This window comes from Streptomyces sp. NPDC037271 (assembly GCF_055603605.1).
The window spans coordinates 223,256-245,773 of record NZ_JBVJVN010000002.1; the positions used below are offsets into that span (position 1 = coordinate 223,256).

Genomic DNA, 22,518 nt, shown 5'->3' on the forward strand with positions numbered 1-22,518 from the left:
CGACCGGGCGTTCACAGGGCTGTGATCAGGTCGTGTTCTCCGGACGGGCCTTCTTCTGCCAGGGATAGACGGGGCGCGCGGCGGGCGGGGTGATGGCGGGCCTGGCGGGCTCCTCCGCCGGCTCCTGCCTCGAGGCCGGCGAGGTCGGCGATGCCTGCGGGGTCTCCGGCCGGCTCTGCCGGGCGGTGGGGGCGTCGGTGGCGGGAGCCTCGGGCCAGGACGGCGGCGCGGCGGCGGGACCCGTCTCCGTCTCCGTCCAGTGCCGCAGGGCGCCGGCCTCGACGTCGATCTGTGCGCTCAACGAGTCCAGGTCGTCGTCCGCGAAGCGGCGGGCCCGGTCACGGGCCGCCCAGCGCAGGGACTCCGCCGACCGGGTGATCCGCTCGGTGCGCTCGCGCAGCGCGGGAAGGAGCCCCCCGAGCGTGACGCGATCCGGGTCCGACTCCAGCCGCCTGAGCTCGGCGTCGAGTTCGAATCCGTGCGCGCTGAGCCGGTCGAAGAGGGCGAGGGATTCCTTGAGGGACTCGTCCTCGGCCACGCCCGCGTGCAGCGCGTCCTGAGTGGCCCGCATCGACGTGCGCAGCGTCAGCCGCAGCTGGGCGAGCTCGCCCGCCGGCCCCGGCTGGACCAGGGACTTGGCCCGCAGTGTGTGGTCCTCGACCGTGCGGCGGGCCTGGGTGATGCCACGGTCCACGCTGCGCTTGGCGGCGCCGACGGCCTTCACCGTGGCGTAGGCGCCCAGTACGAGGGCGAGCACGAAGAGCAGGGCGAATACCGTGATCACTGCTTCCACGAAGCTCCTCCTCCGAGCGTCCGGCCCGCGCACCGGCAGGCCGCGGCGCTCTCCGCGCCGCTCTTCCACGGTAAACGCAGCGGGCAGGCCCAGGGTTCCGATCAGAACCCCGAACCTGCCCGCATTCAACCCTGAACCGGCCCGCATCCGACCCCGAGCCTGCCCTGAGGGAACCCCGGACCCCCGGACCCCAGCCTCACCCCAGCCCCAGTCCAGCCCCCGGACCACCCGGACCACCCGGACCACCCGGACCACCCGGACCACCGGGACCACCCGGACCACCGGGACCATCCGGAGCACCGGGACCACCGGCCCCCGCGAACACCGGCCCTCAGAAGCACCCGGAACACCGGCCACCCGAAGAGCCCGGTCCAGAGGCCCTGCCCCTCCGAGTGCCCCTCCGCCTACGCGGGAACGATGTTCACCAGCTTCGGCGCCCGCACGATCACCTTGCGGATCCCGGCCCCGTCCAGCGCGGCCACGACCTTCTCGTCGGCCAGCGCCGCCTTCTCCAGGTCCTCCTCGGAGATGGACGGGGAGACCTCCAGCCGCGCCTTGACCTTGCCCTTGATCTGCACGACGCAGGTCACGGTCTCGTCGACGACGTAGGCCGGGTCGGCGACGGGGAAGTCCTGGTGGACGACCGAGTCCGTGTGCCCCAGCTTGCGCCACAGCTCCTCGGCGACGTGCGGGGCCAGCGGCGCGACCAGCAGCACCAGGCGCTCGGCGACCGTGCGCGGGACCGTGCCCCCCACCTTCGTCAGGTGGTTGTTCAGCTCGGTGACCTTGGCGATGGCGGTGTTGAACCGCATGCCCTCCAGGTCCTGCCGCACGCCGTCGATGGCCTTGTGCAGGGCGCGCAGGGTGTCCGCGTCGATGTCGGCCTCGGCGACGTCCGCGACCGTCACCTCACCGGTGTTCTCGTCGACGACGTTGCGCCACAGCCGCTGCAGCAGCCGGAACTGGCCCACCACCGCGCGCGTGTCCCACGGCCGGGAGACGTCCAGCGGACCCATCGCCATCTCGTACAGGCGCAGGGTGTCGGCACCGTACTCGGCGCAGATCTCGTCGGGGGTGACCGCGTTCTTCAGGGACTTGCCCATCTTGCCCAGCAGCCGGGAGACCTTCTCGCCCTGGTAGTAGTAGGCGCCGTCGCGCTCCTCCACCTCGGCGGCCGGCACGGCGATGCCGCGGCTGTCGCGGTAGACGTAGGCCTGGATCATGCCCTGGTTGAACAGCTTGTGGAACGGCTCGGCCGAGGAGACGTGCCCCAGGTCGAACAGGACCTTGGACCAGAAGCGGGCGTACAGCAGGTGCAGCACGGCGTGCTCGGCGCCACCGACGTACAGGTCGACGCCGCCGTGCGGCAGGCCCTCGCGCGGGCCCATCCAGTACTGCTCGATCTCCGGGTCGACCAGCCGCTCGCCGTTGTGCGGGTCCAGGTAGCGCAGCTCGTACCAGCAGGAGCCGGCCCAGTTGGGCATGGTGTTGGTCTCGCGCCGGTACCTGCGCGGGCCGCGGCCGTCGCCCAGGTCCAGGGTGACGTTGACCCAGTCCTCGTTGCGGGACAGCGGGGTCTCGGGCTTGGTGTCGGCGTCGTCCGGGTCGAAGGTGCGCGGGGAGTAGTCCTCGACCTCGGGCAGCTCCAGCGGCAGCATCGACTCGGGCAGGGCGTGCGCGACGCCGTCCTCGTCGTAGACGATCGGGAAGGGCTCGCCCCAGTAGCGCTGGCGGCTGAACAGCCAGTCGCGCAGCCGGAAGTTGACGGTGCCCTCTCCGGCGCCGGTGCGCTCCAGCCACTCGGTGATGCGCTCCTTGGCCTCGACGACGGGCAGGCCGTCCAGGCTGATCTCGTCGTTGGACGAGTTCATGATCTTCGCGTCGTACGACCCGAAGGCGTCCTCCCACGTGGCCGGGTCGGTGCCCCGGCCGTCGGTCGGCTCGACGATGCAGCGGATCGGCAGCTCGAAGGCGCGCGCGAACTCGAAGTCGCGCTGGTCGCCCGCCGGGACGGCCATGATCGCGCCGGTGCCGTAGCCCATCAGCACGTAGTCGGCGATGAAGACGGGGACCTGTTCGCCGTTGACCGGGTTGGTCGCGTAGGCGCCGATGAAGACGCCGGTCTTGTCCTTGGCCTCGGCCTGCCGCTCGACGTCGGACTTGGACGCGGCCTGCGCGCGGTACGCGGCGACGGCCTCGGTCGGGGTCGCGTGACCGCCGGTCCACACGTCGTGCGTGCCCTCGGGCCAGGCGGCCGGGGTGAACTTCTCGACCAGCGGGTGCTCGGGCGCCAGCACCATGTAGGTCGCGCCGAACAGGGTGTCCTGGCGGGTGGTGAAGACGGTGATGCGCTCGCCGTCGACGGGGAAGTCGACGCGGGCGCCCTCGGAGCGGCCGATCCAGTTGCGCTGCTGCAGCTTGATGGCCTCGGGCCAGTCCAGCTCGTCCAGGTCGTCCAGCAGCCGGTCGGCGTAGGCGGTGATGCGCATGTTCCACTGGCGCAGCTTGGACTTGAAGACGGGGAAGTTGCCGCGCTCGGAGCGGCCGTCGGCGGTGACCTCCTCGTTGGCCAGTACGGTGCCCAGGCCGGGGCACCAGTTGACGGGCGCGTCGGAGGCGTAGGCCAGACGGAAGCCGCCCAGCACGTCGGCGCGCTCGGCGTCGCTCAGGTCACTCCACGCGCGCCCGGGGTGGCCCGGGACCGCCCGCTCACCCGACTCGAACTGGGCGACCAGCTCGGTGATCGGCCGTGCCTTGCGCGCCTCCTGGTCGTACCAGGAGTTGAAGATCTGCAGGAAGATCCACTGGGTCCACTTGTAGTACTCGGGGTCGATCGTGGCGAACGACCGGCGCTTGTCGTGGCCCAGGCCCAGCCGGCGCAGCTGGCTCTGCATGTTCTTCATGTTGGCCTCGGTGGACACGCGCGGGTGCGTGCCGGTCTGCACCGCGTACTGCTCGGCGGGCAGGCCGAAGGCGTCGAAGCCCAGGGTGTGCAGGACGTTGTGGCCGGTCATCCGCTGGAAGCGGGCGAAGACGTCGGTGGCGATGTAGCCCAGGGGGTGGCCGACGTGCAGGCCCGCACCGGAGGGGTACGGGAACATGTCCATGATGAACTTCTTGGGCCTGGCGACCAGCTCCGCGTCGCCCGCCAGGTCACCCTTGGGGTTCGGCGCGGCGTACGTCCCCTCGGCGTCCCAGAAGTCCTGCCAGCGTGCCTCGATCTCGGCGGCCATGGCAGCCGTGTAGCGGTGCGGCGCGGCGTCCGCCGTCACGGGGGCGGTCGCCGCGGGGTTCGTCTCGCTCATGATCCTCAAAGCTCCATCGATCGTCTCTGCCAGCGGCTGCGACATTCAAGACCAGCGGCTGTGAATGCCGGGAAATGAAAAATCCCCTCGCACAGGAGGGGACGCCGCGCCGATTCCGGCCACCGGACTACGACCGGGGTCGGGACTGATCAGCGCGGCTCGCTAAGCAGAAGGCGTACGGCACGCATGGCGTCAGGGTACCGCAGTCGTCGATCGGGTCGCGAGGTGCTTCCGGCGGTCCGCACCACGCCTCCCGCCACACCTCCCCGCCGCACCTCCCCGCCGCCTCACGGCCGGTGATCGTGAACCGGGGCCAATGGTTACTTCGCGTAACGACCACTATGGGGACATCACTACGAGCGCATTGTCATTTGATAACAACGCAATAACTCAAACCTCGTACCCGCGGGTATGGCGCCACTTAGAGTGCGGCAGCGGGACCGCTACCCCGAACCGCTCCGGAGTTGCCCCATGAACCCTCCACACGCTCCACACCCTTCACGCCCTCCCGCCCTTCCCCTGAGCCACCCCCTCGGCAGCCGCTCGCACCCGCACCCTCCCCGCGCGTCCGTGACGTGGGGAGGCCTGCCGTGGTGACGAACGACAGCACGGCGGACGACACCTTCGCGGAGTTCCTCGACTTCGGCGCCGGCGTCCTCTCCCTCGTCCTCCTCAGCTGCTCGGTGATCTGGGGACTCGTCGCCCAGGACCGGATCGTCCTCGACGCCCGCCGGCGGATCCTGGCCCAGGCGGTACACCGGACCACCGCGGTCGCCTCGGTCGTCTTCCTGCTGTTGCACATCGGGGTCAAGCTGGCACGGGAGCACACCACCTGGGTCGCCGCCGTGGTCCCGTTCGGGCTGCTCGCCACGGACGACGAGTCGTTCGGGGGGCGAGGCGTGCTCATCGGCTTCGGCACCCTGGCCAGCATGCTCATGCTCTTCGTGGGCGTCACCGGCGCCCTGCGCAACCGCTTCGCGTCCCCGGCGCCCGCGGCCGCCCGCTGGCGGGCCATGCACATGCTGGCCTACCCGGCGTGGTGCCTGGCGCTGCTGCACGGGCTCTACGCGGGGCGCGCGGCGAAGCCGGTCTTCCTGATCCTGTACGGCCTGTCCATGCTCGGCGTCATGGCGGCCCTGGCACTGCGCGCGGCGCCCCGCCCGGTCAAGCGCAAGGTCGCCGACCGGATCGCGGGCCTCCTGGGGGCCGGCGAGCGGCCGGTCCGCGAGGAGCCCGCGGAGGGCCGGGGCCGGGGGACGGACACCGCCGCGCTGCCGGGCTACGAGCGTGCCGGGGCACCGCGAGCGGGCGGGGTCTCCGCACCGCTGTACGCGCCCGCCGAGCGCCTGACCCCGCGGGAACCGGCGGGCGGGTTCGCGGCGGCCTACCGGGCCGTGTCCGGCCCCTCGGGCGCACACCGGCGGCCGCTGACGGCCGACACGACCGCGTCCGCCCCACCGCCGGACATGCGGCCCACCGAGGCGATGCCCTTCGCGGACGGCGCCGGCAGTACCTCGGGCAGCTGGCCCGTACCGTCCCCGCCGCCGGTCGGCGAGGCACCCCGGTCGGTCTACGACCCGCTCGACGACACGGGACACACCATCCCGGTCTACGGCGATACGGACACCTCGGGCCACGGCTCGAGTGACGTGCGCGACACCCGTGAGGTGAACGCGGTCCACGACACGTACTACCCGGGCGACACGTACAACAGCGGTCCCGCCACCGAACCGGTCCCCGGTGCGCCGTCGTCGTCCTACGACTTCGACGCACCGGGTTCCGGCGAACCTTGGAACACGCCTTCCGCCGGAGGCCTCAACTGACCCCCCTGCCCCCTCACCCTCTGCCCCCTCACCCTCTGCTCCCGCTGACCCCTCACCCTGTGCCCCCTGTGCCCCCTGTGATCCTTCTGCTTCCTCTGCCCCATCCGCCTCCTCTGCCAGCTGACAGGAGATTCCTGGCTCACGCCGCCTGCGGGTCAGCGACCCAGCAGGTCTTCCACGACCGACACCAGCCGGGTCGCAACCAGCCCGGTCTGATCCGGCCCGAAGGCCGGGGCACCTCCGGAGGAACGTGGTGAACGAGGCCCTGCCCGACGTCCCAGAAGTCCGTGTGGTCGGGCTTCCCCAGCTCACGTCGGGCTTCGACCTTGTCGAGCGCCTGGACCTGCCGATGCACCTCAAGGTGCACGGTCCGCTCGAACCGATGGGCGGGGAGCAGCTCGCGCAGCTCTCCGAACGCATCAACCTGAAGGGCCGCGGCGGCGCGGGCTTCCCCTTCCACAGGAAGCTGCGCTCGGTCGCCGAAGCCGCGATCAAGCGCGGCGTGCGGCCGGTCGTGGTCGTCAACGGCAGCGAGGACGAGCCGGCCTGCCGCAAGGACACGGTGCTCATCAACCGCGCCCCGCACCTGATCCTGGACGGCGCGCTGCTGTGCGCCGAGGCCATGGGCGCCCGCACCCTCGTCATCGGGGTCACCCGTGAGTCCACGCAGCGCTCCATGGAGGCCGCCCTCGCCGAACGCGGACTGAACAACGGACGCCGCTCCGCCCTCCGCGCGCGCGTGCAGCGCAATCCGGTACGGATGGTCACCGGCGCGGCGGCCTCGCTGATCCGCTCCATCGACGGCGGCCCGGCGATCCCGCCCGGCCGCAAGGTCAGCGCGTCCCGCAGCGGCGTCGGCGGCGCGCCGACCCTGCTGTCCAACGCCGAGACGTTCGCCCAGCTGGCGATCGCCGCCCGCATCGGCCCGGAGCGCTACGGCAACACCGGCCTGTACGACGAGCCGGGCACCGTCATGCTCACCGTCTCCGGGGCGGTGGCCCGCCCCATGGTCGTCGAAGTGCCGACGGGCGTGCCGCTGCGCTACGTCCTCCAGCTGGCCGGCGCCCCGCCGGTGCCGCAGGGCGTGCTGACCGGCGGCTACCACGGCAAGTGGATCGACGCGGCGACCGTCGGCGAGGCGATCGTCTCCCGCGACTCCCTGCACCAGGTGGGCGGCTCGCTCGGCGCGGGCGCGATCCTGCCGATCGGTCAGGACACCTGCCCGCTGGGCGAGTCGCTGCGGGTGGCGCAGTGGCTGGCACAGGAGAGCGCGGGCCAGTGCGGCCCCTGCTACCTGGGCCTGCCGGCCGCCGCGCGCGGCCTGGAGGACATCCTGAACGGCGGCGGCCCGGCCGCCCTGGAGGCGGTCAAGCAGGTCGCGAGGAACGTGAAGCGGCGCGGCGCCTGCTCGCACCCGGACGGCTCGGCGATGTTCCTGGAGTCGACCGTCAAGGCGTTCACGGACGATCTCGCCGCCCATGTCCTCGGCAACGGCTGCGGGCGGCCCGTGGAGGGCGTCCTGCCGCTCTTCGAGGGCGGCACCCCGGCGGGCGGCCCGGGAGGCGGTGGGGAGGAGGGCGGGCCCAGCCGCCAGAAGATCTACGTCGACTGGACGCTGTGCCGGGGCCACGGTCTGTGCGCGGACATCCTCCCCGAGGTCTTCCAGCTCGGCGCCGACGGCTTTCCGACCGTCGCGCAGGCCGACGTGCCGCGCTTCGCGGAGGCCAAGGCGGTCCGCGCGGTGCGCCGCTGTCCGGCGCTCGCCCTGCGCATCGAGGAGGACGGCCGCGGACAGGCCCCGTCCTCGCGGACCAGCCTGCCGGTCCTGTCCCCGGGGCGCGGCCGCCGGGCACTCGGCCGCTGACGCGGGAGGCGGCGCGGAAGGGACACATGAAGAAACCCCCCGGATCAGTGATCCGGGGGGTTTCTTCCTCTTCCTGTGGAGCTAAGGAGAATTGAACTCCTGACCTCCTGCATGCCATGCAGGCGCTCTACCAACTGAGCTATAGCCCCTTGCTGTCTGCCGCCCGGTTTCCCCGGCGGCGACGCCAACATTACACGGTCGACCGGGCACAACACCAAATCGTTTCCACTATGCCCGTTTTGCCCTCTTGCTCTGCTCTCCTGCGTGGACCGCCGGGCCGTACCGCTACGCCGTGACGAACGAATAGAACCGCTTGAGCGTGCAGTGCTCCTCGAGGAGCCGGCCGTAGATCGGCTCGCCCTCGAGTTCGCGGTACGTCTCGATCGGGTCGCCTTTTATGATCAGCGCCCGCGCGCACTCCTCGCACCAGTACTGGTAGTCCGGGTTGACCGGCTCCATGTCCCGCACGATCGGGGTGCCGCTGCCGCACCAGTCGCACTTCCGCCTGTGTGCACCCATCGATCAGCTCCAGCTGTGGCCGCAGGCCGTGCACACGTAGGAGATTCCGCCGTTGTCGCCGAGGACTTGGGCCACGTGCGCGGAACCGCAGGAAGGGCAGCGCAGACGGGTCGACGTGTCGCGTGTCACCGCTGAGCCGAGGAGGTGACCGACCTCCTCGCGGATGCTCGCAGGCATCGCCACTCCCTCCCGTCGGGTCGCGGTCCCCTTCCGGCCGTTTGATTCTGCCACGACCGGGCCAACACGGTCAGCGACGCCTCAGTACCAGTCCGGACACGGAGTCCCACCGGGGTATACGCCTGTGGGACTCCTGTTGCTCAAGCGGACGGATACGAAAAATCCCGTCCCCCGAAGGGGACGGGATTCGTCCGTGGGCTGTGGAGCTAAGGAGAATTGAACTCCTGACCTCCTGCATGCCATGCAGGCGCTCTACCAACTGAGCTATAGCCCCTGGTGCCACGCGGCTGAGCCACATGGTCTTTCGCTCCGCTCGGCGGGGCGAACAAGAAGAACTTTAGCCTGCGACCTGCCGGAAAGTGAAATCCGGGTCCCGGGCCCGCCGAGCGGGACTCAGTCGTCGTCGCCGAGCACCGGTTCCGGCAGCGTGCCGGCGTTGTGCTCCAGCAGACGCCAGCCGCGGGCGCCTTCGCCCAGCACGGACCAGCAGCAGTTGGTCAGGCCGCCGAGGCTCTCCCAGCTGTGCGGTTCCAGACCCAGCAGCCGGCCGATGGTGGTGCGGATCGTGCCGCCGTGGCTGACCACCACGAGGGTGCCGTCCTCGGAGAGCTTCTCGGCGTGCCGGAGCACCACGGGGGCGGCGCGGTCGGCCACCTCCGTCTCCAGCTCACCGCCGCCGCGGCGGACCGGCTCGCCGCGTTTCCACGCCGCGTACTCCTCGCCGTGCCGGGCGATGATCTCGTCGTGGGTCAGCCCCTGCCAGACGCCCGCGTAGGTCTCCCGCAGGCCCTCCTCCAAGGTCACCTCCAGGCCGGTCAGCGCGGCGAGCTCGGCGGCCGTGCTCGCGGCCCGGCTGAGGTCGGAGGCGACGATCGCGTCCGGCCTCAGGCCGACCAGCAGCCGGGCGGCGCGGCGGGCCTGGGCGACGCCGGTCTCGGTGAGGCCGACGTCCGTGGTGCCCTGGAAGCGGCGCTCCACGTTCCACGAGGTCTGGCCGTGCCGCCAGAGGATGACACGGCGGCCGCGGCCCGGCTGTCCGGCCGTCACCTCGCCGGTGGCGCTCATCGCCAGTCCCCGTCGGTCTCCGTCGCCTCCTCGGCGGCCCGGAGCCTGGCGTGCTCCTCGGCCTTGCCGCGGGTCGCCTTGGCGTCGGCGGGCAGCTCCAGCTCGGGGCAGTCCTTCCACAGCCGCTCGAGGGCGTAGAAGACGCGCTCCTCGCTGTGCTGGACGTGGACGACGATGTCGACGTAGTCGAGCAGGACCCAGCGGGCCTCCCGGTCGCCCTCGCGGCGTACCGGCTTGGTGCCGAGTTCCTTGCTGAGCCGTTCCTCGATCTCGTCGACGATCGACTTGACCTGGCGGTCGTTGGGCGCGGAGGCCAGCAGGAAGGCGTCCGTGATCGACAGCACGTCGCTGACGTCGTAGGCGATGATGTCGTGCGCGAGCTTGTCGGCTGCCGCCTGCGCGGCGGTGTTGATGAGTTCGATGGAGCGGTCGGTCGCGGTCACTGCCTGGCTTTCGGGTCGGCGGTCGGTTGACCTCAAGGGTCTCACGACCGCCGACGGCAGCCCACGTGATAATCACCCGCCGCCTACGACGCCGGTTCGTAGTCCTGGCCGAGGACCACCGACACTCTCGCGTTCGCGGAGACCTCGCCCTGGGTGACGGAGGCGGTGGGCAGGCCCAGGGTCTTGGCGACCTGGACGGCGTTCTCCTTGTCGGCGGCATCGGCGTAGACGACCTTCGACGACGCCTCGGTGCCGGACGCGGTGCCGCCCTCCAGGAAGGTGAAGCCGCCGTTGAGGAGGACGACGCGGGCCTTGCCGGCGCTGTCCTCGACGCCGGTGGCGTTGCGGACGGAGACGCTGACGGCCGCGTCCTTGTCGGGGCTCTTGGCGGTACCGCCCAGGACGTCCTTGACGATGCCGTCACCGGCTTCGGCGCTGAGCCTGCCGTCGTCCTGGACGGGCAGCAGCGCGGTCTCGAAGTCGCCGCCCTTGGCGAGGTCGGAGAGCCCGGCGAGGAAGGAGCCGAGGTCCTTCTCGGTCAGCGGCGGGTCGAGGATCAGCCCGAGGGTCTGGATGGTGGTCGTCGCGGCCGTGGGGTCCGAGGACAGCTTGCGCAGCACTCCCTGCATGACCTGCCCGAACCGCCGCAGTTCGGCGTCGGCCGCTTCGCCGGAGCCGCGGTGGGTGGCGTAGGCGACGGCCATCCTGCCGCTGAGGGTCTGCCCCTCGCCCTTGCGCACGAGGGGTGTGGCGCCCTTGTCCTTGACCTCCGGGTCGGGGACGTCGGTGTCGGTGTCGAGCTCGATGTTGCCGACCAGGTCGACGAGGATCTGGAGGTACGGCGTGTCCAGGCGCCAGGTGCCCTCGATGTCGGTGCCGAGGACCGAGTCGAGCGCGGTGCGGGTGGCGTCGGGGCCGGCGTCGTCGACGGACTCGGCGAGCGTGGTGGTGGTGCCGTCGTCGCCGGTCAGGGCGAGGGAGTTGGGCAGCAGCACGGCGGTGCCCTGCTTGGTGGTGGTGTTGTCCACGAGCAGCGCGGTGGAGGTGCCGCCGCCGCTGGTGTCGTGCAGGTGGACGGCGATCACGTCGCGCTTCTGGGCGCCGGCCGCCGTCGTACCGCCCGCCGTGTCGTCGGAGGAGGACGTTCCGGGGAGCTTTCCGGCGTACCAGAGGTAGCCGACACCGCCGACCGCGACCAGTGCCAGGACGACGGCCAGGGCGACGACGCGCGTGCGTGCGCGCCGCCGGGCCTCCTCGCGGCGCTCGGTGCGGTTCTCCGTGAACTTCATCCAGTCGATGACGTCCTCGGAGTCGTCGGTCGGCTCCTCGACGAAGGCGAACTGCTCGGTGCGGTACTCCCGGTCCCCGTCGGCTTCGGCGGTCTCCGCGGGGGCTTCCTCCGCGGGCTCCCCGGGCGGGCCCGCCTGCTGCGGGATGTAGGCGGTCTGCTCGGCGACCCGGGACTGCCCGCCGCCGGCCGCCGCCTGGCCGTGAGGGTCGTACGGGTCGTACTGCGGCGGCGTCGCCCGGCCGCCCTGCGGCCCGCCGGACGCGTAGCCGTCGTAGCCGGCGGGGGCGTCGGGGGCGTCGGAGGCGGAGGGCTGCCGACCGGTGTCGTAGCCGGGGACGGAGGACTGCCCGCCGGCCTCGTGGCCGGTCCGGGAGTCGTACGGGTCGTAGGGGGCGTAGGGGTCGTAGCCGGGGGCGGGTTGCTGCCCGCCCGCGGCGTACGGGTCGTAGCCCTGGCCGTAGCCGTACGCCTGCTGCCCGTACTGCTGGTCCCGCTGGTCCTGCTGTTGCGCGTACGCGTCGTACGGCTGCTGACCGCCCGGCCGGGCCGGGGCCTCGCCCTGGGCCTGGCGGTACACGGGTCGGCCGTACTCGTCGTATCCGACGAGTTCGTACGGGCCGCCGTCGTCGTACCCCGCGTCGTATCCGTCGTTCACCGGTGCCCCCTCTCGACTCACTCGCCGCGGTACAGCTCGCGCTTGTCGATGTAGCGCACGACTCCGTCGGGCACCAGGTACCAGACGGGGTCGCCCTTGGCGACTCTCGCACGGCAGTCCGTGGAGGAGATGGCGAGGGCGGGGACCTCGACGAGCGAGACGCCGCCCTTGGGGAGTCCGTCGTCCGTCAGGTGGTGGCCCGGCCGGGTGACGCCGATGAAGTGCGCGAGGGAGAACAGCTCCTCGCTGTCGCGCCAGGTGAGGATCTGGGCGAGGGCGTCGGCGCCGGTGATGAAGAACAGGTCCGCGTCCGGGTTGAGCGCGCGCAGGTCGCGCAGGGTGTCCACGGTGTAGGTGGGGCCGCCGCGGTCGATGTCGATGCGGCTCACCGAGAACTGCGGGTTCTCGACGGTCGCGACGACCGTCATCAGATAACGGTCCTCGGCCGCGGACACCGTGCGGTGGCTCTTCTGCCACGGCTGGCCGGTGGGTACGAACACCACCTCGTCGAGGTGGAACTGCGCGGCGACCTCGCTGGCCGCCACGAGGTGTCCGTGGTGGATCGGGTCGAAGGTGCCGCCCATGACGCCGAGACGGCGCTTGCCCGACGGCGTCGGTCCACTGCCCCGGCCGGTGGCGCGGGCGGGCACCGCGCGGCTGTGTGTGTCACGCGCCGGCGTGTTCGACGTGTCGTGCGCCGGACCGGTAGGCATGTCCTGCTCTCCCATGCGTGCAGACCCTACCGGCCCGACCCGAGAGCTCCTGCCGCCCCCACAACCCCGCGCTCAGCGGTCGCGGTTGAACCGGGTGGTGATCCACAGCAGGAGCATCAGCGCGACGAACGCGCCGATGCCGGTGACGTAGGGGTTCAGGCTCTGATGGTTGCCGCTGTGCTCTGCGCCGCCCTCGGAGGCGAGGGTGACAAACTGGGCAGCGGTGCTGTGGAAGCTCATCTTCGGCAGGACCTATCCGGTGTGGGCGGGATAAAGACGTCCGCTCATCGTATGCGGGCACCTCGCGGACGATCACGCCGACTCCGCCGTTGGGACCGGGCCGGGGGGAACCTTCGGGTCGCCTCAGTCGTCCTTCCGCTTGTACCCCCGCAGCAGGAACCACGCGGTCAGCACACAACCCACCACCATCACGATCAGCACGACCCGCAGCAGATTCCCCGGACCTTGCTGCTCGGCCGCGGTCACCGCCGAGGCGAGCCAGTCGGTGTGGGGGGTGTACTCCATGACGTGGACTCCTTCGTTGCACTGCCCGTCCACGGTATCTCCGCCTAGGCTGGGCTCGGCTTCGGGGGAGCAAAGGGCCATACAAGGGTTCGTAAAGGCCCAGACATACGCACAGGCCTCACACACGCACATGGGGGAAGACATGTCCGACGGCCACCAGCACAACGGGCACGAGAAGGTGCCGAGCAGGCAGCGCAGGCGCTTCCCCGGAATCTCCTCGCGTGCGTACGAGCATCCGGCCGACCGCAGCGCCCTGGTGGCGCTGCGCAAGCTGAGCGGCTTCGACACGGTCTTCAAGGCGCTGAGCGGCCTGTTGCCCGAGCGCAGCCTGAGGCTGCTGTTCCTGTCCGACTCGGTACGCGTCTCGGACCGGCAGTTCGCCCATCTGAACGTCATGCTGCGCGACGCCTGCTACATCCTGGACCTGGAGAAGGTCCCGGCGATGTACGTCAACCAGGACCCGAAGCCGAACGCGATGTGCATCGGCCTGGACGAGCCGATCATCGTCGTCACCACGGGCCTCGTCGAGCTGCTGGACGAGGAGGAGATGCGGGCGGTCATCGGGCACGAGGTCGGGCACGCGCTGTCGGGGCACTCGGTCTACCGGACCGTCCTGCTCTTCCTGACGTCCCTCGCCGTCCGGGTCGCCTGGATCCCGCTGGGCAACCTGGCGATCATGGCGATCGTGACCGCGCTGCGCGAGTGGTTCCGCAAGTCGGAGCTGTCCGCGGACCGCGCGGGTCTGCTGGTCGGTCAGGACCTGCAGGCCTCCATGCGGGGCCTGATGAAGATCGCGGGCGGCAACCACCTGCACGAGATGAACGTGGACGCGTTCCTGGAGCAGGCCGACGAGTACGAGGCCGGGGGCGACCTGCGCGACTCCGTGCTGAAGATCCTGAACGTGCTGCCCCGCTCCCACCCCTTCACCACGGTGCGGGCCGCCGAGCTGAAGAAGTGGGCGGCGTCGCGGGACCACCAGCGGATCATGGACGGTCACTACCCGCGGCGCGACGAGGACAAGGACACCTCGGTGCGGGACTCCTTCCGCGAGTCGGCGTCCAGCTACGCCACGCACGTGCGCGGCTCCAAGGACCCGCTGATGAAGCTGGTGAACGACATCGCGGGCGGCGCCGGCGACCTCGGCGACCGGATGCGCCGGGGCTTCGGCGGCTTCACGGCCTCCCAGCCGAGGCCGCCCAAGGACACGGACGGGCCGGCCGAGGGCCCGGAGGGGACCGGCGGCCCCGACGGCCCGAGCGGCCCGAAGGGCCCGGACGACCGCCCGCCGCGCGACGGCGCCTGAGCCCGGGGCGGGCGGGGAGGACCCGCCCTGCTCTGGAGGTGCGGGTGCCCGGCCCTGGAGGTGCGGGTGCCCGGCCCTGGAGGTGCGGGTGCCCGGCCCTGGAGGTGCGGGCGTGCCCGGACACGCCCGCAACGGCGACCGGCTGCCGCGGTGGGCACGAGTGAGAGCCCGCGTGGCGTGGGAGCACGCCCGCCGCCGTGCGGCCCTCGGTGGCCACCGGCGTCGCGCCCGTGCACGGACCCGTCCGCGCCCGTCGGCGAGCACCCGGTCGACCGACCCGTCCGTGCCCGTCGCCCCGGACGGGCGGCACGACCGGACCTCACACCCTCGGCTGTGCGCTCGCCGCGAGGGTGCCGCACAGGGCAGTGGCGCTGTCCGTGGCGTACGGGTCGGTGCCGGCGGGGGCACCGGTCCCGGCCGTCCGGCCCGCGAGCAGCGGGCGGAGGCGGTCCGCCGAGTTCTCGGCGCAGGAGAGCGGACCGGCCTGGACGTAGGAGGCGACGAGCTGCGTCTGGTGCAGCCGCAGGTCGTCCCGGTCGAAGCGGAAGCGCAGCTCGCGCCGGACGGTGAACAGCGACGTCTCGGCCCGGTCGTCACCCGCCGGCCGCAGCGGGTACACCATGGTGTGGTCGGCGCTGACCTCCAGCGTGGACGCGTCGCTCTCCACGGCCCTCAGACTGCCGTGCACCCGGATCTCGGCGTCGGCCAGCTCGGCACGGGCCGGGTCGAAGCGCACCAGCCATCCGGTGGGCGCGTGCCGGCCGTCCGCCGCGGGCCTCTCCAGGCTCTCGTCGAACTGGTCGAGCTGCTCCGGGTCCAGCAGCACCCGCACCGAACGGACCTCCCCGCCGAGGAGCACGTCCGGGTCGAGCGCCGAGCGGACGATGTAGTTCTTGGCGGTGGTCAGCGCGTTCAGTACCTGGTCGTCCGAGAAGTGCGCGGTGGACCGGTGGGCCGGCAGCGGGACGCCCTTCGCCGCGGACCGGAAGTCGGCGGCGGGGCTGTGCTCGTACAGGTGGGCGGCATCGTCGGCACCGGGCACCTTTCCCTGGGGGGCGAGCGGGACGACGGTCATCCGCACCGGCTCCGCCGCCCGCTGCGCCGCGGGGCTCTGGTACGGGTGCCGGACGCCCATGTAGATGGCGGTGCCGAAGGCGACGGCGATCAGCACGAGGAGGACCAGTGCCTGCCGGGACAGTCCGGCCCGGCGCAGCGGCGTACGGCGGCGGACGGCGGGCGCGTGGTCGGACAGGCGCTCCTGGGCGGAGAACTCCTCGAGGCGGGCAGCGCGGACGAACGACTCGTCGAAGACGACGGATCGGTACTCGTCCTCTCCGCCTCCGGGGCCGCCCTCGGGCGTCCCTCCGGGCGGGTCGCCAAGCCCTGCCATACCTTCAGGGTAGGTCTGCGGAAGGTCGCGTAAACGCGCCGGTGCAGGCCAGGTTGGGGCCGGTGCCCGGCATCCGGCCGGCAGGTCAGGGGGTGCGCGGAATGACCGGCACGGCGGGCTGGGAGTAGTCGGCGGAGGCGGAGGGGGTCACCGTTCCGCCCTGCTCGGGGCCGGTCGAGGCGGGGGGCGGTACCTGCTGCGTGTCGCCGCCCGAGGACGCGCCCCGGTAGACGGCCACGAAGGCCAGCGCGACCATGCCGACGCCCATCACGAGGGCGAGCATCCAGGCGACGGGCCGGTGCCAGCGGACCTGTTTGCCGTACGCCGCGGGAGCACCGTACGGGCGGTCGAGGAGGTCGCGGTCGTCGTCCGGGTCGTCGAGGTCGGGATCATGGCCGAAATCGCCGTACCCGTCGTCGTAGCGCTCGCCTCTGGAGCGACCGCGGCGGGCCGCTTCCGCCTCGGTGGCCTCGGCTCTGGCCTCGGCTGCGGCCAGGAGGCGTTCGACGGCGGTCGGCTCGTGCACCACGGCCGCCTGTACGAAGGCCTCGTCGAGCACCACGGAGGCGAACTCTTCGTCCGACATCCCGCGGTCATGATCGTCGTCGGGCTCCCAGCCGTCAGGGAACGGCCTACCCCCCACGTCCTCCGGCACGGGTACAGCGTAGACCTGGGGGGTCGATTTGGGCAGACGGCGGGGAAATTCATCCGGTGGGTGAGATGCCCCGATCGGATCACGGGTGTACCCGAGGGCGCGTGCCGTGCACATATGCCCCCGGCGTGCGTGCCCCGGCCGGGGACCTGCCCGTCAGCGCCGTACGTGCCCGTCACCGGTGACGATGTACTTGGTGCTGGTCAGCTCCGGCAGCCCCATCGGGCCCCGGGCGTGCAGCTTCTGCGTGGAGATGCCGATCTCGGCGCCGAAGCCGAACTGGCCGCCGTCGGTGAAGCGGGTGGAGGTGTTCACCGCGACCGTGGTGGAGTCGACCAGCTGGGTGAAGCGGCGGGCGGCCTGCTGCGAGGTCGTGACGATGGCCTCGGTGTGACCGGAGGTCCACAGCCGGATGTGCTCGACGGCCTTGTCGAGGGAGTCGACGACCGCCGCGGCGATGTCGTAGGACAGGTACTCGGTCTCCCAGTCCTCCGGTGTGGCCTCGACGGCCGTCACCTTGGAGTCCTCGGCGTACGCCATCACCCGCTCGTCGGCGTGCACGGTGACCCCGGCCTCGGCGAGGGCGTCCAGCGCGCGGGGCAGGAAGTCTGCGGCGATGTCCTGGTGGACCAGGAGGGTCTCGGCGGCGTTGCAGACGCTCACGCGCTGCGCCTTGGAGTTGATCAGGATGTCGACGGCCATGTCGAGGTCCGCCTGCGCGTCGACGTAGACGTGGCAGTTGCCGGTGCCGGTCTCGATGACGGGGACGGTGGACTCCTGGACGACCGTGTTGATCAGCGAGGCGCCGCCGCGCGGGATGAGCACGTCGACCAGGCCGCGGGCGCGCATCAGCTCGCGCACGCTCTCGCGGCTCTCGCCGGGCACCAGCTGCACGGCGTCGGCGGGCAGCCCGGCCCCGCCCACGGCGTCGCGGACCACCCGGACGAGGGCGGTGTTGGACTGGTAGGCCGAGGAGGAGCCGCGCAGCAGGACGGCGTTGCCGGACTTCAGGCAGAGGGCGGCGGCGTCGACGGTGACGTTGGGCCGGCCCTCGTAGATGATGCCGACCACGCCGAGGGGCACGCGGACCTGGCGCAGGTCGATGCCGTTGGGGAGGGTGTTGCCGCGCACGACCTCGCCGACCGGGTCGGGCAGCGCGACGACGTCGCGCACGTCGGAGGCGATGGCGCGGACCCGCTCCGGGGTCAGGGTGAGCCGGTCGACGATGGCCTCGCTGGTCCCGGCGGCGCGGGCCTTGGCCACGTCCTGGGCGTTGGCCTCGACGATCTCGCTCGTACGGACCTCCAGCGCGTCGGCCACGGCGAGCAGCGCGTCGTCCTTGGCGGCCCGCGGCAGCGGCGCGAGGTCGGCCGCGGCGGCCTTGGCCCGGTAGGCGGCCCGGGTGACCGGGGACATCGAGTCGTACGGCGAGAGCGTGGTCATGGGGAAAGCGTAGTGGGCCGCGCAGACCCCCTACCGGCCGTCCCACACCCCGAGACGTCTGCGGGACGGGCCCGGAAGCCCCCGGAACCGCCGCGGAACCCAGACGCTCCGGAACCTCAGAAGGGACCCCAGGCGCTCTGAAACCTCAGAAGGGGACCCCGGACCTCTGCCGCCTGGAAGGAGACCCCAGACGCTCTGGAACCCAGAAGGGGACCCCAGCTCTGGTTCCTAGAAGGGGTGCACTCCGACGGGTGTCGCCGGCGCCGGTCCGTACCCCGCCGCGATGCGCTGGTGGTAGGTCGCCCGGTCGATGACCTCCAGGCCGACGATCTCCCAGGGCGGCAGTCCCGCGGTCTGCCGGTGCTCGCCCCACAGGCGCAGGGCGACGGCGGCGGCGTCGTGCAGGTCGCGGGCCTCCTCCCAGTACCGGATCTCCGCGTGGTCGTCGGCGTACCGGCTGGTCAGCAGGAAGGGGTGGTCGTGCGCGAGCTGCTCCAGGGCGCGCCGTACCTCGGTGAGCGGGGCCCGGGCACCGGAGACGCTGAGGGTGACGTGCCACAGGCGCGGGGTGTGCCCGGACTCCTCCCCCCGGAACCGGTCGCCGGCCGCGACGCTGGTCAGGGCGCGTTCCTCACCGGCGGGGCGGGAGGACCCGGTGCGGGTCGCGCCGCCGGGCCGGGCGCCCGTGCCGCCACGGGCGCCGGTGGCGCCGCGGGAGCCCGTACCACCGCGGGACGCCGCCGTTCCAGGGCGCACTCCGCTCACGACGGCCTCCTTCACGCACACGGCTCGGCCCGGTGGTCGGCCGGGCTGGTCCCTGAGGAAAGTTGAGCAGGCCGCGCAGGATCGCGGGGCGGTTTTGCGGAACGTCCACCACCGATTCGGGGACGTTTCGACCCATTACGGGTGCAGGATCACCAGGTCGTCCCTGTGTACGACCTCGCGTTCGTACGCCGGCCCGAGTTCGCGCGCCAGTTCCCGGGTGGAGCGGCCGAGCAGCCGGGGGATCTCCTTGGCGTCGAAACTGACGAGCCCCCGGGCCACCGCGCGCCCCGCACCGTCCCGCAGCTCCACGGGCTCGCCCGCGGCGAACTCGCCCTCCACCCCGGCGATCCCGGCCGGCAGCAGGGACTTGCGGCCCTCCACGACCGCCCGCACCGCCCCGTCGTCCAGGACGAGCGCCCCCTGCGGGGTGGAGGCGTGCTGGAGCCACAGCAGCCGGTCGGCGCTGCGCCTGCCGGTGGCGTGGAAGTAGGTACCGGTGTCGCCGCCGGCCAGGGCGTCGGCCGCGTGGACGGCGCTGGTCAGCACCACGGGGATGCCGGCGGCGGCGGCGATCCGGGCCGCCTCGACCTTGGTGACCATGCCGCCGGTGCCGACGCCGGCCTTGCCGGCGCTGCCGATCTCGATGTCCGCCAGGTCGGCCATGTCGCGTACCTCGGCGATCCGCGAGGTGTCCGGCCGGCTCGGGTCGCCGTCGTACACGCCGTCCACGTCGGACAGCAGCACCAGCAGGTCGGCGCGGACCAGGTGGGCGACGAGGGCGGCGAGCCGGTCGTTGTCGCCGAAGCGGATCTCGTCGGTGGCGACGGTGTCGTTCTCGTTGACGACCGGGAAGGCGCCCATCGCCAGCAGCTTGTCGAGGGTGCGGGAGGCGTTGCGGTGGTGGGCGCGGCGGCTCATGTCGTCGCTGGTCAGCAGCACCTGGCCGACGCGGACGCCGTAGCGGGCGAAGGAGGCGGTGTAGCGGGCGACCAGCAGGCCCTGGCCGACGCTGGCGGCCGCCTGCTGACGGGCCAGGTCGCTCGGGCGGCGGCGCAGGCCCAGCGGGGCGAGGCCGGCGGCGATGGCACCGGAGGAGACGAGGACGATCTCCTTGTCCGTCCCCCGCACCTTGGCCAGGACGTCGACGAGCGCGTCGACCCGGTCGGCGTCCAGGCCGCCGGCCGCGGTGGTCAGCGAGGAGGAGCCGACCTTGACGACGATCCTGCGGGCCTCGCCCACGGCGTGCCTTGCCCCTGCCACGGTTGCCGTCCACCTCTCCCGTCGACGCGCGCCGGTCCCTGCGCTCGCCCCGCAATCTACGTGACGGCGGTCGTGCCCCGCGCCGCGGTCCAGGCTGCGGACAGGGCCGCGGCGGCCACCGCGTCACGTGTGCGGTCAACACGCGCGTGTCGTCGGGAGGTCGACCGGCGTTAACCCGGATGTCCGACGCGCGACAAGCCTGGAGCGACCGCAGTGCCCCTACCCCTGCCCCGCCGCCCTTCCCGCGGCAGCCCTTCCCTCCGCAGCCCTTCCCTCCGCGGCCGTTCCCGCCGCGGTCTCCCCCGCGTCGGTCTCCCCCGCCGGCAGACCGCCGTGAAGCTGCTCGTCCTCGGTGTGCTGGCGGCCGCCTTCGCCGCGCAGGCCGTCGGCGCGCTGCTGCCGCACGTACCGCTGCTGCTGGCCGCCACCGCCGGTTCGCTGGCCGCCGAGGGAATGCTGTACCGCTGGCAGCGGGGCATGGTGTCCCTGTTCGCGAAGTCGCACGCCGACGTCACGGTGCGGCACGTGCTGCGGGACCTGCTGCTCGTGGTGGGTCTGCTGCGGCTCGGCGAGCAGCACCGGGAGACGGTGTACGCCCCGCTCGTCGCCGGGCTGCTCGCCTTCTACGGGCTGCACTGGGCGATCCAGGCGGTGTCCGTGCTGGTCCGGCGGACCCGGACGCTGCCCGTGGTGACCCGCAACATCGACACCTCGGCGCTGCGCCTGACCCCGGCGCCCCCTCTTCTGCTGCGCCGCCCCGGGCCCCGGCTGGCGGCTTTCGGGCTGCCGGCGACGGCCGGGCTGCTGGTCACGGCGGCCACCGACGCGCCGGTGTACGGCGCGGCCGGCCTCGCGGTGTCCCTGACGGTGGCGCTGGCGGGTCTGGGGGCGCTGCTCGCCCGGTTGCTGCCGGGGCGCCGGCCGGCGGGCGAGCAGGAGGTGCTCGACTGGTTCGCGGCGTGGCTGGCGGAGTACCGGCCGACCGTCGGCCTGTACTTCTCGGGCGGGGCGTCCTCGGCGTACCAGGCCAACATGTGGCTGGAGCCCCTCGCACGGCTGGACGAGCGGCCACTGATCGTGTTGCGGGAGCGGTTCATGGTGCAGCGGATCGCGGCGACCGACATCCCGGTCGTGTGCCTGCCGAAGGTGTCCACGCTGATGTGTCTGGAGCACTCCACGCTCCGCGTCCTCCTCCACCCGTCGAACTCGGGGAAGACCTCGCAGGTCCTGCGCATCCCCACGATCAAGCACGCCTTCGTCAACCACGGGGAGAGCGACAAGCTGTCCTCCTGCAACCCGTACGCGAAGGCGTACGACGAGGTGTGGGTGGCCGGTCCGGCGGCGCGCGAGCGGTACGCGCAGGCGGAGGTCGGCGTCGAGGACAAGGACGTGGTGGAGATCGGCCGCCCGCAGCTGGACGCCGTACGGCCGTACTCGGGGCCGCCCGCTCCCGGGGCGTTCACTACCGTCCTGTACGCACCGACCTGGGAGGGCTGGGACGGCAACCCGGGGAACACGTCGGTGGTCGAGGCCGGCGAGAACCTCGTACGCGCACTGCTCGCGGACCCCGGCGTGCGGCTGCTGTACAAGCCGCATCCGCTGACGGGATCGGTGGATCCGCGGGCCGGGGCCGCCGATCTGCGCGTCCGGGAACTGGTGCGGGCGGCGAACCGTGAGCGGAGCGGGCCCCGGCCCGGGGCGTCGGCCTCCGCCGAGCTGGCCCGGCGGACGGCGGAGCTGGACCGGCTCACCGCGGCCGGTTTCCGCTCCGCCGCCGACCAGGTGGAGCGGATGCTGCGCGGGGCGGCGCCGGAGCCCGGGCGGGCCGGGGCGGTGACGCGGGCGACGGCCGCCTGGGAGGAGGCGTACTGGGCCTCGCTGCCCGAGTGGGAGCACCAGGTCGTCACGGATGCCCGGCCGCCGCTCTACGCCTGCTTCAACCGGGCCGACCTGCTGATCAGCGATGTGTCGAGCGTCATCAGCGACTTCCTGGCGAGCGGCAAGCCGTACGCGGTGGCCAACACCAGCGGGCTGGCGGAGGACGGGTTCCGCAAGTCGTTCCCGACGGTGGCGGCGGCGACCGTGCTGACGCCGGACGCGGCCGGGGTGCCGGAACTGCTGGACACGGTCCGGCATCCGGACCGGGACGAACTGGCCGGGGAACGCGCCGCGTTGGCCCTGCGCCTGCTCGGCCCGGCCGACCCGCCGTCCCAGGAGCGCTTCGCCGGCGCCGTACGGGACCTGTGTGCGGCGGCCGGGGAGCACCGGGCGCGGATGGCACGGCGGCTCGCCGCCGACCTCCCCCTCCCGGGACCGCGGCAGGCGGAGACCGCGCCCGCGCCGGCCAGCGTCACTCCGGAGCGGTCGGGACGGGACTAGAGGGGGGTGGGGGCCGGCCGCCCAGCGGGGCCGGTCGCGCGACGGGCGTCGAGGGGGGGGGGGGGGGGGGGGGGGGGGGGGGGGGGGGGGGGGGGGGGGGGGGGGGGGAAGGGAGTTAGGCCCACTCTTTTTGGCTCTTGGGGGCCCCCATAC

Annotated in this window: 19 protein-coding genes and 2 tRNA genes; 4 read left to right on the forward strand and 17 right to left on the reverse strand. The window is 72.5% G+C overall.

Going from position 1 to position 22,518, the window contains the following annotated elements; genetic code table 11:
* Positions 1-25: 25 nt before the first annotated feature.
* Both ACZ7G3_RS05710 and leuS read right to left on the reverse strand, forming a co-directional pair.
* Positions 26-793, reverse strand: coding sequence for a hypothetical protein (locus tag ACZ7G3_RS05710; RefSeq protein ID WP_470923432.1), 768 nt, complete (start codon positions 791-793; stop codon positions 26-28).
* 404 nt (positions 794-1,197) lie between these two features.
* Positions 1,198-4,098 (reverse strand): leucine--tRNA ligase, encoded by a 2,901-nt coding sequence (gene leuS / locus ACZ7G3_RS05715; protein WP_470923433.1) that lies wholly within the window; start codon positions 4,096-4,098, stop codon positions 1,198-1,200.
* Between the two features lie 590 nt (positions 4,099-4,688).
* Here leuS and ACZ7G3_RS05720 point away from each other — a divergent pair.
* Together ACZ7G3_RS05720 and ACZ7G3_RS05725 are read left to right on the forward strand one after the other, a co-directional pair.
* The gene (locus ACZ7G3_RS05720; protein WP_470923435.1) at positions 4,689-5,921 is read left to right on the forward strand and encodes a cytochrome b/b6 domain-containing protein; all 1,233 of its coding nucleotides are present in this window, start codon (positions 4,689-4,691) and stop codon (positions 5,919-5,921) included.
* Positions 5,922-6,174: 253 nt separating this feature from the next.
* Entirely contained in the window at positions 6,175-7,785 is a 1,611-nt protein-coding gene (locus ACZ7G3_RS05725; protein ID WP_470923436.1) for an NADH-ubiquinone oxidoreductase-F iron-sulfur binding region domain-containing protein, read from the forward strand.
* Positions 7,786-7,861: 76 nt separating this feature from the next.
* On the opposite strand, the gene ACZ7G3_RS05730 is transcribed toward ACZ7G3_RS05725, so the two are convergent.
* The 10 genes from ACZ7G3_RS05730 to ACZ7G3_RS05775 all read right to left on the reverse strand — a co-directional run bounded on the left by ACZ7G3_RS05730 (position 7,862) and on the right by ACZ7G3_RS05775 (position 13,173).
* Positions 7,862-7,934: transfer RNA gene (locus tag ACZ7G3_RS05730), tRNA-Ala, on the reverse strand.
* A 136-nt stretch (positions 7,935-8,070) separates the two neighbouring features.
* Positions 8,071-8,304, reverse strand: coding sequence for a hypothetical protein (locus ACZ7G3_RS05735; protein WP_003976229.1), 234 nt, complete (start codon positions 8,302-8,304; stop codon positions 8,071-8,073).
* A 3-nt stretch (positions 8,305-8,307) separates the two neighbouring features.
* Complete coding sequence (locus ACZ7G3_RS05740; protein WP_426598666.1) at positions 8,308-8,481, reverse strand: hypothetical protein; 174 nt, start codon at positions 8,479-8,481, stop codon at positions 8,308-8,310.
* Positions 8,482-8,682: 201 nt separating this feature from the next.
* A tRNA-Ala gene (locus ACZ7G3_RS05745) sits at positions 8,683-8,755 on the reverse strand.
* Positions 8,756-8,874: 119 nt separating this feature from the next.
* On the reverse strand, positions 8,875-9,546 hold the full coding sequence (locus ACZ7G3_RS05750) for a histidine phosphatase family protein (protein WP_426598665.1): 672 nt from the start codon (positions 9,544-9,546) through the stop codon (positions 8,875-8,877).
* Positions 9,543-9,989: a ribosome silencing factor gene (gene rsfS / locus ACZ7G3_RS05755; protein WP_398130560.1), complete on the reverse strand. Its 447-nt coding sequence runs from the start codon at positions 9,987-9,989 to the stop codon at positions 9,543-9,545. Before rsfS ends, ACZ7G3_RS05750 begins: the two co-directional genes overlap by 4 nt.
* 83 nt (positions 9,990-10,072) lie before the next feature.
* The gene (locus tag ACZ7G3_RS05760) at positions 10,073-11,935 is read right to left on the reverse strand and encodes an LCP family protein (protein ID WP_470923440.1); all 1,863 of its coding nucleotides are present in this window, start codon (positions 11,933-11,935) and stop codon (positions 10,073-10,075) included.
* Positions 11,936-11,952: 17 nt separating this feature from the next.
* The gene (gene nadD, locus ACZ7G3_RS05765) at positions 11,953-12,663 is read right to left on the reverse strand and encodes a nicotinate-nucleotide adenylyltransferase (protein WP_426598663.1); all 711 of its coding nucleotides are present in this window, start codon (positions 12,661-12,663) and stop codon (positions 11,953-11,955) included.
* 57 nt (positions 12,664-12,720) lie between these two features.
* The gene (locus ACZ7G3_RS05770) at positions 12,721-12,888 is read right to left on the reverse strand and encodes a hypothetical protein (protein ID WP_426519830.1); all 168 of its coding nucleotides are present in this window, start codon (positions 12,886-12,888) and stop codon (positions 12,721-12,723) included.
* 123 nt (positions 12,889-13,011) lie between these two features.
* Positions 13,012-13,173 carry a hypothetical protein gene (locus ACZ7G3_RS05775; RefSeq protein ID WP_426598662.1) on the reverse strand — a complete coding sequence of 54 codons (162 nt, stop codon included), beginning with the start codon at positions 13,171-13,173 and terminating at the stop codon, positions 13,012-13,014.
* Between the two features lie 142 nt (positions 13,174-13,315).
* Between ACZ7G3_RS05775 and ACZ7G3_RS05780 the strand changes: the two genes are divergently transcribed.
* Entirely contained in the window at positions 13,316-14,476 is a 1,161-nt protein-coding gene (locus ACZ7G3_RS05780; RefSeq protein ID WP_426598661.1) for a M48 family metallopeptidase, read from the forward strand.
* Positions 14,477-14,795: 319 nt separating this feature from the next.
* Here ACZ7G3_RS05780 and ACZ7G3_RS05785 read toward each other — a convergent pair whose 3' ends face one another.
* The 5 genes from ACZ7G3_RS05785 to proB form a co-directional block, all read right to left on the reverse strand.
* On the reverse strand, positions 14,796-15,866 hold the full coding sequence (locus ACZ7G3_RS05785) for an SCO2583 family membrane protein (protein WP_426603288.1): 1,071 nt from the start codon (positions 15,864-15,866) through the stop codon (positions 14,796-14,798).
* Between the two features lie 85 nt (positions 15,867-15,951).
* Positions 15,952-16,521 carry an SCO2584 family spore wall biosynthesis protein gene (locus ACZ7G3_RS05790; protein ID WP_470923443.1) on the reverse strand — a complete coding sequence of 190 codons (570 nt, stop codon included), beginning with the start codon at positions 16,519-16,521 and terminating at the stop codon, positions 15,952-15,954.
* A gap of 153 nt (positions 16,522-16,674) precedes the next feature.
* Positions 16,675-17,961: a glutamate-5-semialdehyde dehydrogenase gene (locus tag ACZ7G3_RS05795; protein ID WP_470923444.1), complete on the reverse strand. Its 1,287-nt coding sequence runs from the start codon at positions 17,959-17,961 to the stop codon at positions 16,675-16,677.
* Positions 17,962-18,189: 228 nt separating this feature from the next.
* Complete coding sequence (locus tag ACZ7G3_RS05800) at positions 18,190-18,726, reverse strand: hypothetical protein (RefSeq protein WP_426603294.1); 537 nt, start codon at positions 18,724-18,726, stop codon at positions 18,190-18,192.
* A 135-nt stretch (positions 18,727-18,861) separates the two neighbouring features.
* Entirely contained in the window at positions 18,862-19,986 is a 1,125-nt protein-coding gene (gene proB, locus ACZ7G3_RS05805; RefSeq protein ID WP_470923446.1) for a glutamate 5-kinase, read from the reverse strand.
* Positions 19,987-20,319: 333 nt separating this feature from the next.
* On the opposite strand from proB, the gene ACZ7G3_RS05810 reads away from it, so the two are divergent.
* Positions 20,320-22,365 carry a hypothetical protein gene (locus ACZ7G3_RS05810; RefSeq protein ID WP_470923448.1) on the forward strand — a complete coding sequence of 682 codons (2,046 nt, stop codon included), beginning with the start codon at positions 20,320-20,322 and terminating at the stop codon, positions 22,363-22,365.
* Positions 22,366-22,518 lie beyond the last annotated feature (153 nt).